We start from the raw sequence: 13,494 nt of genomic DNA on the forward strand, positions 1-13,494 counted from the left end.
AAAGGTTTATATCCGTCGACGCCTTCTAGATACTCTCGGACGACACGCGCTTTTAAATCATCACTATATTTAGTCATAGGAACACCCCAAACGTTAGTTTTAGCTCTAACTTTTGGGGTGCAGCACCTCAAAAATCTCCCGCCGTGTTTTCTATGTAGTCCAGACGATAAGGGCGACATCGGTTCGGTGCTGCCTCCTGGCTACGGTGTGTGGAAAGAAGTCCAAATGCCCCATATATTCATTTAAGTGACATTTGAGAAAGAAAAATCATGTTTTTAAACGTGAATGCGCACATAAACAGTGTCAACTGTCACAAATATTGCGATTTGTGACAGTTGCGTGCCGAAAGTGCCCAGTATGATGGCTGAATTGTCACATACTTGACCAGCCATCACATGCTTGTGCGAGGTGGTGAGCCTCGGTCACGACCTTTTACCCTTCGGTAAACGTTTTTCGTGTTGCCCGCAACCCTTGAAGTGACGAACAACGAAGTTGTCAAAGTGATATGCACTTCAACAGTCAATAGGTAGGCGTTTGCCTGCAAAGACCGATCTCGGTCATCCGATTCAGTGAATTTCTTTCGTTCCACTTATAGAGAAGTATTTCTGAACAAACGCTACTCCAAGATCGGTAGAGAACTTCTACACGCTCTCCTCCGTGTAAATCCAACACCGTAAGCAGGAGTCAGAAAAGAATAAATCTCCAGATCCCTAATATTCCGGTCCAAGAACCCGAACGATAGCGAAAAATGTCTCCACCTCTACCCCGTTGCGTAATTAAAAAAGCGGATGTCTACTATGAGACATCCGCTCCTTTGATGGGGCTCTTTCTTTACGGGTTGGTTGCCCATAACCCTGCTGTTTTCACAAATACTCTTGGGTGCAATTTCAACTGCGCAGTAATTAGCTCCGCTAAGTCCTCTGGCTGCATCGCTTTTTCTGGATTCCCATCGGTAAGATTGTTTTCTATGGCTAAGTCAGTAGCAACTGTACTCGGTGTGAGCGCGGATACACGAACGTTATGCTTTCGCACTTCGAGCATGAGTGATTCGGTGAGTCCCATGACTGCATACTTAGAGGCGCTATACGCACTCGTCGCTGGTGCACCTTTCGTACCTGCTGTTGAGGAAATGTTGATGATGTCTCCTGCTTGTTTCTCGATCATATCTGGAAGCACAATGCGCGTCGCATTGTATACACCTTTCAAGTTCACGTCAATGATCTCTTGCCATTCTTCTGGAGTAAGGTCTAAAAAGCCACCAAACTTTCCAATTCCAGCATTATTAATAAGAATATCAATCGTCCCGAGATCATTTTTAATGTGCGAAAAGGCTTCTTCCATTGCGTTTAGGTCACTCACATCGGCTGAGGCGGCAGAAACGTTAACGTCGTATTGCTTTAGTTCTTCAGCCGTTTTTTCTAAGTTTTCAAGAGAGCGCCCAATTAACCCTACATGGATGCCTTCTTTTGCAAAAGCAATCGCAGTTGCACGGCCAATGCCTCGTCCTGCCCCTGTAATCACTGCTGTTTTATTCGTTAATGTTTGCATTGTTTCAACCCCTTTGTATTTCTTGCGAACCACAGTGTACCCTAGTTTTGGCGGTTTTGTCTAAAATCATGCTTACCGTGGGTTCGTTGCCCATAGCTCGGATTGTTTCACGAACATGCGAGGATGTAACATGAGCTGAGTAACAATCACATCGGCTACATCTTCGGCTTGCATAAATGCGTCCTCTGTATTTTCCTCAGGCTCACTGCCGCCAAATCCAGTAATGACTTTACTCGGATTGATCGTTTGTACACGAATGTTGTGTGGACGCATCTCTTGCATTAACGCTTCTGACAACCCTCTTAATGCGAATTTAGATGCACTGTATACACTTGATCCTTTCGTTCCCCGTAGACCAGACGTTGACGCAATGTTGACAATGTCCCCACGGTTCTTCTCAATCATGCCTGGCAGTACCGCTTGTGTTACCCGGAATACACCTTTCACATTAACATTTAAAATGTCTTCCCAATCTGACTCGGTCAGTTCAAGAAACGGGGATGATTTTCCTGCGCCTGCATTGTTAATGAGAATATCGACGTCGCCAATGCTTGCTTTAATGCGAGCAACAGCGGCTTCAACGGACGTTGCTTCGCCAACATCCATGACTTCTGTTACAACGTTCACTTCATAAGTTTCGAGCAAAGAAGCGGTTTTAAGCAGCTTGTCCTCTGTTCGTCCAACTAGAACAACGTGAACCCCTTCTTCAGCAAGCCGTTTTGCAACGGCTTGCCCAATCCCTGAACCTGCTCCTGTGATGAGTGCTTTTCTTCCTTGTAAGCTTTGCATGAAACTCTCCTCCTTAAAATGAAAAGGCTTGCGGAGTTCGCAAGCCTTTTATGATTGTACGTGCTTCATGATTCGGTACATGCCGAGAAATAGATTGATTTGCGCCAAACTGAAGAAGATAATCCACAATAGGCTTCCGAAATACATGATGACTGCTGAGACAATCGTCAACATCACGGCTGTTATAAATGGCAGTAGTACCGTTTTATCTTTAAAAATCTCTTTCATTTTGTTCTCCTTATTGCCATAGCTTGTACACAGCTTGTGTACCGCTGTTTTCTTCCCCTTTCAAAGCGAGCTCGTCATAGAGACGCTTCGCAAGTCGAAGTCCCGGTAAGTCATGGTCCATGGACTCTAGCTCTTCAAGTGCTACGTCCATATCTTTAATGAAATGCTTCACATAAAAGCCAGGCTCAAAATCTCCATTCAGCATTCGTGGGGCTAGGTTGTTTAGCGTCCAACTGCCACCAGCCCCCGAAGAGATGGTGGAAAGTACCTTTTGTTCATCCAGACCTGCTTGCTTTGCATAACCAAGCGCTTCAGCCGCACCAATCATACTTGCAGCAACCGCAATTTGGTTGCACATTTTCGCATGTTGGCCGCTCCCTGCCGGACCGTGTCGTTGAATGTTGCTGCCCATCACTTCAAAGAGAGGAAGAGAAGCGTCATACACGTCTTCATCGCCACCGACCATAATTGTAAGTGCGCCATTTCTCGCACCCACGTCACCACCAGATACAGGTGCATCCAGAGCAGCACACCCTCGCTCCTTTGCCGCTTTTTCAATTTTAACAGCTAATGATGGTTTGGAGGTAGTCATATCAATGAACGTTGTGTGTGCATTAGCTGAATTCAACAACCCTTCTGTGCCAAAATAAATATCTTCGACATCTTTAGGGTACCCAATCATCGTAATGACAACATCAACATCTTGGGCCAGTGCTTGGACAGAATCTTTCCAAGTTGCACCACCATTAACGAGCTCGTCTGCTTTTGACGGCGTCCGAGTGTAAACACTTACGTCAAAACCCGCATCCATCAAGTGTTTTGTCATGCTTTTACCCATCACACCGATTCCGATAAATCCAACCTTCTTCATGCTACCCCTCCGATTATTCAGTAGATTACGACGATTGCGTTGTTGAGCGCGCCCGAACCCGGGCGCGCTTCCTTACGTGACAATGATCGGTTCATCTTGTGTAACGATAATCGTATGTTCTTTTTGAGCGACGTATCCTCGTTCTTTTGTAAGCAACGTCCATCCATCGTCTTTTTCATAGATCTCTTCAGCCTTAGTCGATACAAACGGTTCATAAGCGATAACAGAACCATTCGTGAAAACTTCTTTATCCCACGGTATATAGTAGTTAAAAATATGATCAGGTTCATCGCGCAAGGAAGAACCTACACCGTGACCCGTGAGGTTTTTGATCACTGTATACCCAAGTTTTTTTGCTGTACGGTGAACAGCGCGACCTACACCGTTCATTTTCGCTCCAGCTTTAAACTTCTGAAGACCCGCATCAAATACAACATCCGTCGCCTTCAGCAGCTGTTCCAACTCTTCACTCTTCGTCTCCCCAGCAATCAATGACTTTCCAGTATCCACCCAATAGTCGTTATACGCTCCGGACACGTCGATATTTACGAGCTCTCCGTCTTGGATGACTCGATCACCAGGAATGCCATGAGCCACTTCTTCATTTACACAGATGCACGTGTAGCCTGGGAAGTTGTACGTACTGATCGGTGCAGAAATGGCACCGTACTTTTTGAACATTCGCTCGGCTATTTCATCTAACTGTTTTGTCGTGATGCCTGGTTTAGTGTGGGCAATCATTTCATCTCTAATTTCTGAGATGACTTTCCCTGCTTCTTTTAGTCCGTGTATATCTTTCTTAGATGTCGCAATCATCGACCGGTCTCCTTTATTCATCGCTGTGGACTATTGTATCCTATCCGTTCATTTGCAAACAACTGATGCGATTACAAACGATACACATGTCACCAACGATGAATCTTTTGTATTCGATTTAGATTCTCTCGTACACTTCGTCAGGGTCCGGTCCTCTTCTCGCATCTTGATTTAGTGCATCGATGCGATGCATGTCTTGTTCTGTTAATTGAAAGTCGTAAATGTTCGTATTTTCATAAATTCGTGTTGGCGTCACTGATTTCGGAATGATGACCGAGTCTTGTTGCAAATGCCAGCGTAATGCCACTTGTGCGGCGGATTTATTGTGATTCTTTGCAATCTCTTGAAGAACGGGATCTTCAAGGACAATTCCCCGTCCGATTGGACTCCACGCTTCAAACACAATATCTTGCTCATCCATGTAATCTTTTAGTGCGTATTGCGTCAAGTATGGGTGGCATTCCACTTGGTTAATCATCGGTTTGACGTTTGCTTTCGTAGCTAACCGTTCCAAGTGATCAACTTGATAGTTGCATACGCCAATGGCTCTTACTGTACCTTCATCATACAATCGCTCTAGTGCTTTCCACGTATCGAACAGATGCTGTCTACTCGGCCAATGCACGAGTAAAAGATCTAAACGATCCAGCTGCATCTCATTCATCGAACGTTCAAACGACTGGAGCGTGTTGTCATACCCTTGATGGTCATTGTGAATTTTCGTTGTCATAAATAAGTCGTGTATAGACGGTGATGTTCCTCTTAGTTGCTCAGCAATTAGCCGTTCATTCTCATAGAGTTGAGCCGTATCAAAAGATCGGTACCCAGCATCAATGGCTGTTGTAATCGCGGTCTCTGCCTCCGAAGGTTCATTAATGAGATAAACCCCAAAACCGTGCTGCGGCATCATGACGCCGTTATGAAAACGAACAACATCTTTCATTGATTCATTCGACATTAATCAACCCTCCTCTAATCATCGATATACTTTTCATTATATCTTTCTTCGCCTTTAGATTCCAAGCATGTTGTTCTCAATTTTTGGAAATACTAACATTAAATCTTTTAGGAGGCATGGTCATGTTTAAACCGATCTTGTTCACCGCTACTCTATTACTCACCACAATTGTCACAACACACGACAATGACGACAATGGCGTTTCCATACATAAGGCACAATCAGAAGAAACCGCACAATTGATCGAAATGATTGACGGTTCTTTTGAACAACCTGTTCCTGATTCCCCATCAAAAGCAGCTAAGGCTTTTCTTTCAACCCTCTCACTTGAAGACCAGCATCGTGTTCAGCTTGATTTCAAGGAAGAGACAGCGATGAATTGGGATAATGCCCCTATTCATGAACAAACGAGAAATGGCGCTTCTTTTGAAGAGCTAAATGCAGAAAATATTCGTGCCGCATTACAGCTCATTCGTTCCACACAAAGTGAAGACGGGTACAAACAGCTTACAGACGTAATGAAAGCCGATGCGTTTTTGCACACCGACAATACCGATGATACTCTCGGTGCCGGGCTTTATTCGATTTCCATACATGGAACCCCTTCTGATGATGATGTTTGGATGCTTCAATTTAGCGGTCATCATCTTGCAAAAAACATCGTTATTCACGAGAACGTCGCTCATGTTACCCCTCAATTTCTCGGGGTAGAACCCGGTCAGTTTACGTGGTGGGATGGGGAAACTTATGAACCCCTTCACGATGAAAAAAACAGCTTACAGACGTTATTTGATTCTTTAAGTGAGGAGCAAATCGATGCGGCAAAACTCGGAGAGCTACATGAAGATATTGTTCTAGGTCCAGAGAAAGACAACAGCTTCCCAGAAAAAATGGGAATCGCATACAGCGCGCTTTCCGCTCAGCAGCAGGAACTCTTTAAAGACGTAGTGACTACTTGGACAGCTGCTTCTCCTGAAAGCGAAACCGTACATGCTTACCTCGAGGAAGATGCGCTTAATGAAACAACTATTGCTTGGTCTGGTCACTCTGACATGAATGAACCTAGTGCTTACGCAAGAATTGATGGTCCAAGAGTATGGCTAGAATGGTCTGCAAAAGAAGGAGCTTCTAACGCTAGCGATTCTCATTTCCACACGGTTTGGCGGGATAAACAGTTTGACTATGGTGGAGCATTTGTGGACTAATCGTCCAAGCACCTTCAGCTTTGTCTAAACGATACAATGCCGGCATTGGCATGTTCAGCCAATGTCGGTAATTGTATGCCCGATCGAAAGAATAGAGCAACAGGGTGAGAATGTTTCCGTGTGTTGAAATGAGTGTCGAACCCGTTTGTGCGTGTGCAAAAAAACCATCAACAATACGACTTGTGCCTACTTTATTGGATTCACCGTCAGGAAATGAGAATGATGGTTCTGCCCACATCTGCTTGACTACTTCAGTAAAATTTTCAATATAGCCTTTTCTGATGAGACGTTCTCGAAACCGCTCATCGTAAGTAATCGGCAACCCTTTCTTTTCCGCAACAGTTTCAACCGTTTGAACCGCTCTTCGGTAAGGGCTAGACACAATCGCTGTAATTGAAATCCCTTCAAAATAATCATCGAGGAGCTGGCGCTCTTTCATTCCTCTTTCCGATAATTCACGCGTTCGTTCATCGGCTTGATAATTAGCATGCGCATGACGAACAAGGTAGATTGTCTGATCCATTTCTATGCCTCCATAGCGATATTCATGATAGAATATACTGTATATTTCGCTTTCATTGATTGCAAGGAGGAACTTCTTTTGATTTTGATACACCCGATCTATTCAACAACCAAGTCTTCATTAAAAAGCATTAACTTTTACATCATTGAGACGGATCGGGATCTTTTACTGCTCGATGCGGGCTATCCTACAGAAACATGTTGGGATGATTTGCAAAGTGAATTACATCACTTAGGACACGAAGTTACGGATTTGAGTGCAATTCTACTTACTCACCACCACCCTGATCATGTCGGACTCGTAAATAGCATTAGAGACAAAGTGGAAATTCCTTTATATGTCCATGAAAAGTCTACATCTCGATTGCGGCGTGAGCCGAGCTTTATGGACATGCGCATCGCTTTCTATGAACAACTCTATCGTGAATCTGGTTGTGGTGACGTTGGCAAGGAGCAAATTCAACATCTGCTCGCGTCATTAGATGCAAATGCCGGTAAAGCCATTGACGGGGAATTGACGTATGTGGATGTGGAGCAATCACTTTTTGGATTTGAGGTGTTAGAAGTGCCAGGTCATGCACCCGATCAGATTGCCTTTCAATATCGCGATTTGCTCATCAGTGGTGATTTGCTCATTGGCCATATATCCAGTAATGCGATTGTTGAACCAAACGAGGATGGAGAACGGATCCAAGCACTCAGTCAACACGTGCAGTCATTGCAAAAAATTGCAAACACCAATGTGAATACGGTTCATCCCGGTCATGGTTCAGTAATCACTGACCCTAAAGCGCTCATTCACGAACGGCTTGAAGGGGTCAAAAGAAAAACTGACGCCATTCGCGATTTGCTTTACACATCACAACAAACAGCTAGTGACGTGGCAAAGCAAATGTACGAGAAGCGTTACAAGAGCCAATTCCCCCTCGTCATGTCAGAAATCATTGGTCATTTGGATTATATGGAGCAATTGCACATGGTTGATAAGGAGTATAAGCACGGTGTGTACATGTACTCTGCCCGTTAATCAATTCAAAGCTTGTCAACGTATCGGCTTTAGCTAGGCTGAAAGTTTTTACTTTCGAAATGCAAATGCCCTGCCGCCTGTTATTCAGGGGGCAGGGCATTTATTATTTAAGATTCGAGCACTTTTAATGACTCCCGGTTAAATGCGGGTAAATCATCTGGTGTTCGACTCGTGACAAGATTTCCTTGGCAAACGACAACTTCTTCATCTTTAAAGTTTGCGCCTGCATTTTTTAAGTCCGGTACGATCGGTTTCACACCAGTTACAGTTCTTCCTTTTAATACGTCTGCATTAATGAGCAGTTGTGGACCGTGGCAAATGGCCATAATCGGTTTTCCTGCATCTGCGAATGCTTTCGTAAAATCAACAAAACGGTCATCGCCACGCAAGATGTCTGGTGAAAATCCTCCAGGTAAGAGCAACGCATCAAATTGCTCTGGCGAAACGTCGTCAATGCCTTTGTCGATTGTCACTTTCGTTCCATCTTTCTTGCCAGTCACTTCATTGCCTGCTTTTTTCTCTATCGTTACAATTTCATGTCCTGCTTGTTCAAGGTTTTTGGCTGGATCTGTAAACTCACTGTCTTCAAAAAGATCTGTGATGAGTACTGCTACTTTCTTTGCCATTGTATAATCAACCTTTCTATGCATGATCGGTTAAAGGCTACTGCCTTATTAGTCATGTCCTTCCCTGAACATACAACTCTTAAACAATTGATTTATCAAAAGTAAATTGATAACGTTTCATTATACATGGATAGCAAATCTATCATGAAAGTTAGCAATATTCACTGAAAATGAATTGACTTGGGCGTCTACTTCCATTATTGTAATACTATCAAGACGCCATTTTCTCAATATTCTCATTAAAAACACACTCCATGACGAGAAAGGAGGAAACAATGACTTGCTTCAATTTATAGGAAAGCGCTTTCTTTGGCTACTCGTGACATTATGGGTCATCATTACAATTACTTTTGTTCTGATGCAACTAGCACCCGGCAGCCCACTAGATGTTGATGATGTCGGCATGTCGGAACAAGCTCGTGAGAATATGATGGCACATTATAACTTAGACCAACCCGTGATTATGCAATACTTTACGTACTTAACGAACGCCGTCACGTTTGATTTCGGACCGTCGATGGTCACGCGTTCAAGAGAAGTCAACGATATGCTCATTAGCGGTTTTCCTGCATCGTTGCAGCTCGGGTTTGTGACGTTAATGTTTGCGGTGATTTCAGGCATCATTCTTGGTGTTCTCGCTGCGCTTCGACACAACCGAATGATAGATTATGCAACCATGTTTATTGCAATTATTGGAATATCAATTCCGAACTTTATTCAAGCTATGTTATTCATCCAGTACATAAGCACACAATTTGACTTCTTTCCAACCGCTCAGTGGGGTACGTGGCGGCATATGATTTTACCCGCACTTGCACTTTCTTCTGGACCGATGGCCATTATTGCCCGGATGACTCGTTCCAATATGCTCGAAGTGTTAACCGAAGATTACATTCGTACGGCAAAGGCGAAGGGCTTATCTGCTTGGCAAATCGTCGTAAAGCATGCGTTAAGGAATGCTTTACTTCCCGTCATCACCATTCTTGGTGTACTTGTAGCGAGTATTTTCACAGGAAGTTTTGTAGTTGAAAGAATTTTTGCAATTCCGGGCGTAGGTCAATATTTTGTCGACAGCATTACGAACCGAGATTATCCGATGATTATGGCGACAACGATTATTTACAGTACGATTTTTATCGTCATGATGTTTATCGTTGATGTTGTTTACGGCATTATCGACCCAAGAATACAACTTCATAAGAAGGAGGAATAACATGGAATCAAAGCGTAAGGAAACAAGCCCTTCTCGCGTTCCTGATGACTTGTTTGTTCCTCTTCCGAAAGAACAACAGGTCGATACTAGGCAGCAAAAAGGCGATAGTTATTGGCGAGATGTAATGGGACGGTTATTTTCAAACAAACTGGCGACACTCGGTTTAATTCTCATTATCCTTCTCTCCATTATGGCAATTATTGGTCCGTGGCTAACGGAACATACTTATCGCTCTCAATCCATTTTGGAATCGAATACTTCACCTAATGGCACGTATTGGTTCGGTACTGACGAGCTAGGGCGAGATGTGTTTACGCGGGTTTGGTACGGTGCACGTGTGTCCTTATTTATTGGACTCGCCGCTGCCGTCATCGAATTTATTATCGGTGTTACGTACGGAGGAATTTCAGGCTACCGCGGTGGACGTGTAGACAATGTCATGATGCGTATTGTTGATGTGCTTTACGGGCTACCGTACTTGCTCGTTGTTGTACTTCTCATGGTTGTGATGGGTCCTGGATTGTTTACAATTATTGTCGCCCTTTCTATTACTGGCTGGATCGGGATGGCTCGACTCGTCAGAGGGCAAGTGTTGCAACTCAAATCATCTGAATACGTCCTTGCATCAAGGGTACTCGGCGGTAGCAACTCAAGGATTATTCGCAAGCACCTCTTGCCGAATACGTCCGGCCCGATTATCGTTTCGATGACCCTCACGATTCCATCAGCGATTTTTGCTGAAGCGTTTCTTAGCTTTTTAGGTTTAGGCGTTCAAGCACCTGTAGCAAGTTGGGGGACGATGGCCAATGATGCATTAGGGGTCATTCAAACCGGTTATTGGTGGCGATTGTTTTTCCCGGCCTTCTTTATATCATTAACGATGTTTGCGTTTAACGTATTCGGTGACGGATTACGTGATGCACTCGACCCTAAGATGAGGAAGTGAAACTATGGCTGATCGAACGAATCCGGAATTGCTTCTAGAAGTAGACAACCTACACGTTTCCTTCTCCACAAAGCGCGGGGAGGTCCAAGCGGTTAGAGGCGTTAGTTTTTCCCTATCAAAGGGCGAAACACTTGCTATCGTTGGCGAATCAGGCTGTGGTAAAAGCGTCACCGCGCAGAGCATCATGCGCTTGATCGCACAACCTCCAGGCAAATATAAAGAGGGAAGCATTCGATACAAAGGCAAAGAATTGACAACATTGTCGGAGAAAGAAATGCAAAAACTTCGTGGACTCGAAATGGGCATGATTTTTCAAGATCCGATGACTTCCTTAAACCCGGTCATTACCGTCGGTGAGCAAATCCGTGAAGGGCTTATGAGACACCAAAAGATCTCTAAAGCAGATGCAACGAAAGAAGCCATTGAAATGCTTCAACTCGTCGGCATTGCTGACCCAGAAAAACGAATGAAACAGCACCCTCATCAATTTAGCGGTGGGATGAGGCAGCGCCTCATGATTGCGATGGCGCTTGTTTGTAAGCCAGATATCCTCATTGCTGATGAACCGACAACCGCGTTGGATGTCACCATCCAAGCACAGATCATTGATCTTTTCAAAGAAATACAACGTAAAACTGGCGTTGCGATCATTATTATTACTCATGATCTAGGGGTTGTTGCGCAAATTGCCGATCGCATTTGCGTCATGTACGCTGGCAAGATTGCTGAGACCGGGACGAGTGCTACTGTTTTCCAGCAACACCAACATCCATACACTGAAGGCATCTTAAAATCGGTCCCCCGTCTTGACGGTGACCGAGACCAGCCGCTAATTCCAGTGCCGGGCACCCCACCAAACCTCATGAATCCACCAGAAGGTTGTCCGTTTTATTTTCGTTGTGAGTATGCCATGAAAGTGTGTAAAGAGCACGCTCCACCAGAGTCAGACCTCGGGCATGATCATTATGTCCACTGTTGGTTGCAAGATGCGCGCGCTCACTCTATACAAGCAAGTCGTCAACACACATAACTAAGGGGGAATTTGTATGAAAAGGAAATGGTTTGTTTTACTATTCGCAATGCTTCTCAGCATGGTACTTCTTCTCGCTGCATGTTCAGGTGAGGAAACCGATTCTGACGGAGACGATACGTCAACAGACGATGGCGAATCAGAGGCTGATGATGCCGCTGATGATGTTGGCGACAATGTGCTCGTCATGAACAATGGTCAAGAGCCAACGTCTCTTGATCCACCGATTGGTAACGATGAGTATTCTTATACGATCCTCAACAACACAGGTGAAGGCCTCACCCGCCTGGCACAAGACGAAGCTGTTCCTGAACCTGCGATGGCAGAAGATTGGGATGTATCAGATGATGGATTAACGTATACATTCTATATTCGCGACGGGGTCGAGTGGTCAAACGGTGAACCTGTAACTGCCCACGACTTTGAATATTCGTTTAAGCGTTTAGCTGACCCTGACACAGCGTCTGGGGCTGCCCAACATTCTTACTGGATTGCCGGTGCTGAAGCATTTAACGCTGGAGAAGGTGACGAAGAAGACGTTCAAGTAACAGCGATTGACGAACAAACGTTGGAAGTTGTAATGGAAAACCCTACTGACTTCTTCCCTTCAATCACTGCGATGCCACAACTTTTCCCTGTACATCAAGAGACGGTTGAAGATGATGCAAACTGGGCAGGAAGCATCGATACGATCGTAACAAACGGTCCGTTCAACATGGTAGAGTGGGACCACGACGTTCGAATTGTACTTGAAAAAAATGAAAACTATTGGGATGCAGACAGTGTAAACCTTGACGGTGTGCAGTTTGAAATGGTCGATGATTCTTCCACTGCTTACCAACTCTACGAGGATGGCACATTAGATATTGTCGACATTCCAGCAGACATGATGGAGACGCTTGTTGATAGTGAGGATTCATTCGTAGCCCCTCGTGCTGGAATCGAGTTCCAACGATTTGATGTGAATGAAGAACCGTTCCATAACAAAAAAATTCGCCAAGCGTTTAACTATGCGATTGATAGTCAAGTGATTGTTGATCAGATTATCCAAGGGAATGAAAACGTTGCTCACGGGTTTGTGGCGTACGGCTTCTTAACGCCCGATGGCGATGACTACCGTGATCATGTTGAAGATTTCTATGCGTATGACCCAGAACGTGCGGTACAACTTTTGGAAGAAGGTATGGCGGAAGAAGGCTATGACGAGTTGCCAACGGTTACGCTTTCTTACAACACTTCTGACCAACACAGTATCGTATCTCAAGCGATGCAAGAGATGTTGTTAACGAACTTAGACATTGATATTGAGCTAGAGAATAGTGAGTGGTCTGTATTCCTAGAAGCTCAACAAAATGTGGACTTACAATACTCTCGCTCTTCGTTCCTCGGTGGTTATAATGATCCGATTAACTTCTTAGACGTATTCACAACGAACAATCCGATGAACCGGACCGATTTCTCAAACGAAGAATACGACGCACTTATCAATGAAAGCTACACAGAAGAAGACCCAGATGCTCGTTTTGAATTGCTTTATGAAGCGGAAGCGATTCTTATGGAAGAAGCTCCAATTGTACCTCTGTACTTCTATAACCATACGTTCTTGTATAAACCTGAAGTAAACGATGTTGTCCGTCATGCTGTAGGGTTCGTAGAACTAAAATGGGCGAGCTTAGACTAATCCTTCATAGGGTGTCCGCATGCGGGCACCCATG

General features: G+C 44.4%; 14 protein-coding genes. 6 read left to right on the plus strand and 8 right to left on the minus strand.

The window, feature by feature from the left end; translation table 11 throughout:
- Positions 1 to 831: 831 nt before the first annotated feature.
- The 6 genes from ACE1TF_RS14420 to ACE1TF_RS14445 form a co-directional block, all read right to left on the minus strand.
- Positions 832 to 1,548 carry a 3-ketoacyl-ACP reductase gene (locus ACE1TF_RS14420; RefSeq protein ID WP_375017758.1) on the minus strand — a complete coding sequence of 239 codons (717 nt, stop codon included), beginning with the start codon at positions 1,546 to 1,548 and terminating at the stop codon, positions 832 to 834.
- A gap of 72 nt (positions 1,549 to 1,620) precedes the next feature.
- Entirely contained in the window at positions 1,621 to 2,337 is a 717-nt protein-coding gene (locus ACE1TF_RS14425) for a 3-ketoacyl-ACP reductase (RefSeq protein WP_042398218.1), read from the minus strand.
- 48 nt (positions 2,338 to 2,385) lie between these two features.
- Positions 2,386 to 2,565, minus strand: coding sequence for a hypothetical protein (locus tag ACE1TF_RS14430; protein WP_042398215.1), 180 nt, complete (start codon positions 2,563 to 2,565; stop codon positions 2,386 to 2,388).
- Positions 2,566 to 2,575: 10 nt separating this feature from the next.
- Complete coding sequence (locus ACE1TF_RS14435) at positions 2,576 to 3,457, minus strand: NAD(P)-dependent oxidoreductase (protein ID WP_375018100.1); 882 nt, start codon at positions 3,455 to 3,457, stop codon at positions 2,576 to 2,578.
- Between the two features lie 51 nt (positions 3,458 to 3,508).
- Positions 3,509 to 4,252: a type I methionyl aminopeptidase gene (gene map, locus ACE1TF_RS14440; RefSeq protein ID WP_042398212.1), complete on the minus strand. Its 744-nt coding sequence runs from the start codon at positions 4,250 to 4,252 to the stop codon at positions 3,509 to 3,511.
- 118 nt (positions 4,253 to 4,370) lie between these two features.
- Positions 4,371 to 5,210 carry an aldo/keto reductase gene (locus ACE1TF_RS14445; RefSeq protein ID WP_375017760.1) on the minus strand — a complete coding sequence of 280 codons (840 nt, stop codon included), beginning with the start codon at positions 5,208 to 5,210 and terminating at the stop codon, positions 4,371 to 4,373.
- Between the two features lie 122 nt (positions 5,211 to 5,332).
- Here ACE1TF_RS14445 and ACE1TF_RS14450 point away from each other — a divergent pair, with 122 nt between their 5' ends.
- On the plus strand, positions 5,333 to 6,415 hold the full coding sequence (locus ACE1TF_RS14450; RefSeq protein ID WP_375017762.1) for a DUF3500 domain-containing protein: 1,083 nt from the start codon (positions 5,333 to 5,335) through the stop codon (positions 6,413 to 6,415).
- On the opposite strand, the gene ACE1TF_RS14455 is transcribed toward ACE1TF_RS14450, so the two are convergent.
- Positions 6,345 to 6,938 (minus strand): histidine phosphatase family protein, encoded by a 594-nt coding sequence (locus ACE1TF_RS14455; RefSeq protein WP_375017764.1) that lies wholly within the window; start codon positions 6,936 to 6,938, stop codon positions 6,345 to 6,347. The genes ACE1TF_RS14450 and ACE1TF_RS14455 overlap by 71 nt on opposite strands.
- Before the next feature lie 78 nt (positions 6,939 to 7,016).
- On the opposite strand from ACE1TF_RS14455, the gene ACE1TF_RS14460 reads away from it, so the two are divergent.
- Entirely contained in the window at positions 7,017 to 7,964 is a 948-nt protein-coding gene (locus ACE1TF_RS14460; protein ID WP_375017766.1) for an MBL fold metallo-hydrolase, read from the plus strand.
- Between the two features lie 107 nt (positions 7,965 to 8,071).
- Here the strand turns inward: ACE1TF_RS14460 and ACE1TF_RS14465 are convergent, their stop codons facing one another.
- Positions 8,072 to 8,590 carry a type 1 glutamine amidotransferase domain-containing protein gene (locus ACE1TF_RS14465; protein WP_042398207.1) on the minus strand — a complete coding sequence of 173 codons (519 nt, stop codon included), beginning with the start codon at positions 8,588 to 8,590 and terminating at the stop codon, positions 8,072 to 8,074.
- 280 nt (positions 8,591 to 8,870) lie between these two features.
- On the opposite strand from ACE1TF_RS14465, the gene ACE1TF_RS14470 reads away from it, so the two are divergent.
- The 4 genes from ACE1TF_RS14470 to ACE1TF_RS14485 are packed head-to-tail and all read left to right on the plus strand — an operon-like array spanning position 8,871 to position 13,460.
- Complete coding sequence (locus ACE1TF_RS14470) at positions 8,871 to 9,803, plus strand: ABC transporter permease (RefSeq protein WP_042398204.1); 933 nt, start codon at positions 8,871 to 8,873, stop codon at positions 9,801 to 9,803.
- Position 9,804: 1 nt separating this feature from the next.
- The gene (locus tag ACE1TF_RS14475; RefSeq protein WP_042398201.1) at positions 9,805 to 10,749 is read left to right on the plus strand and encodes an ABC transporter permease; all 945 of its coding nucleotides are present in this window, start codon (positions 9,805 to 9,807) and stop codon (positions 10,747 to 10,749) included.
- A gap of 4 nt (positions 10,750 to 10,753) precedes the next feature.
- Positions 10,754 to 11,779, plus strand: a complete 1,026-nt coding sequence (locus ACE1TF_RS14480) for an ABC transporter ATP-binding protein (protein ID WP_042398198.1) — start codon at positions 10,754 to 10,756, stop codon at positions 11,777 to 11,779.
- Positions 11,780 to 11,795: 16 nt separating this feature from the next.
- A complete protein-coding gene (locus ACE1TF_RS14485; protein WP_375017769.1) occupies positions 11,796 to 13,460 on the plus strand; it encodes a peptide ABC transporter substrate-binding protein in 1,665 nt (554 codons plus the stop codon).
- Positions 13,461 to 13,494 lie beyond the last annotated feature (34 nt).

The organism is Geomicrobium sp. JSM 1781026 (assembly GCF_041949955.1).
In the GTDB taxonomy this organism is placed as follows: Bacteria; Bacillota; Bacilli; order Bacillales; family Marinococcaceae; genus Geomicrobium_A.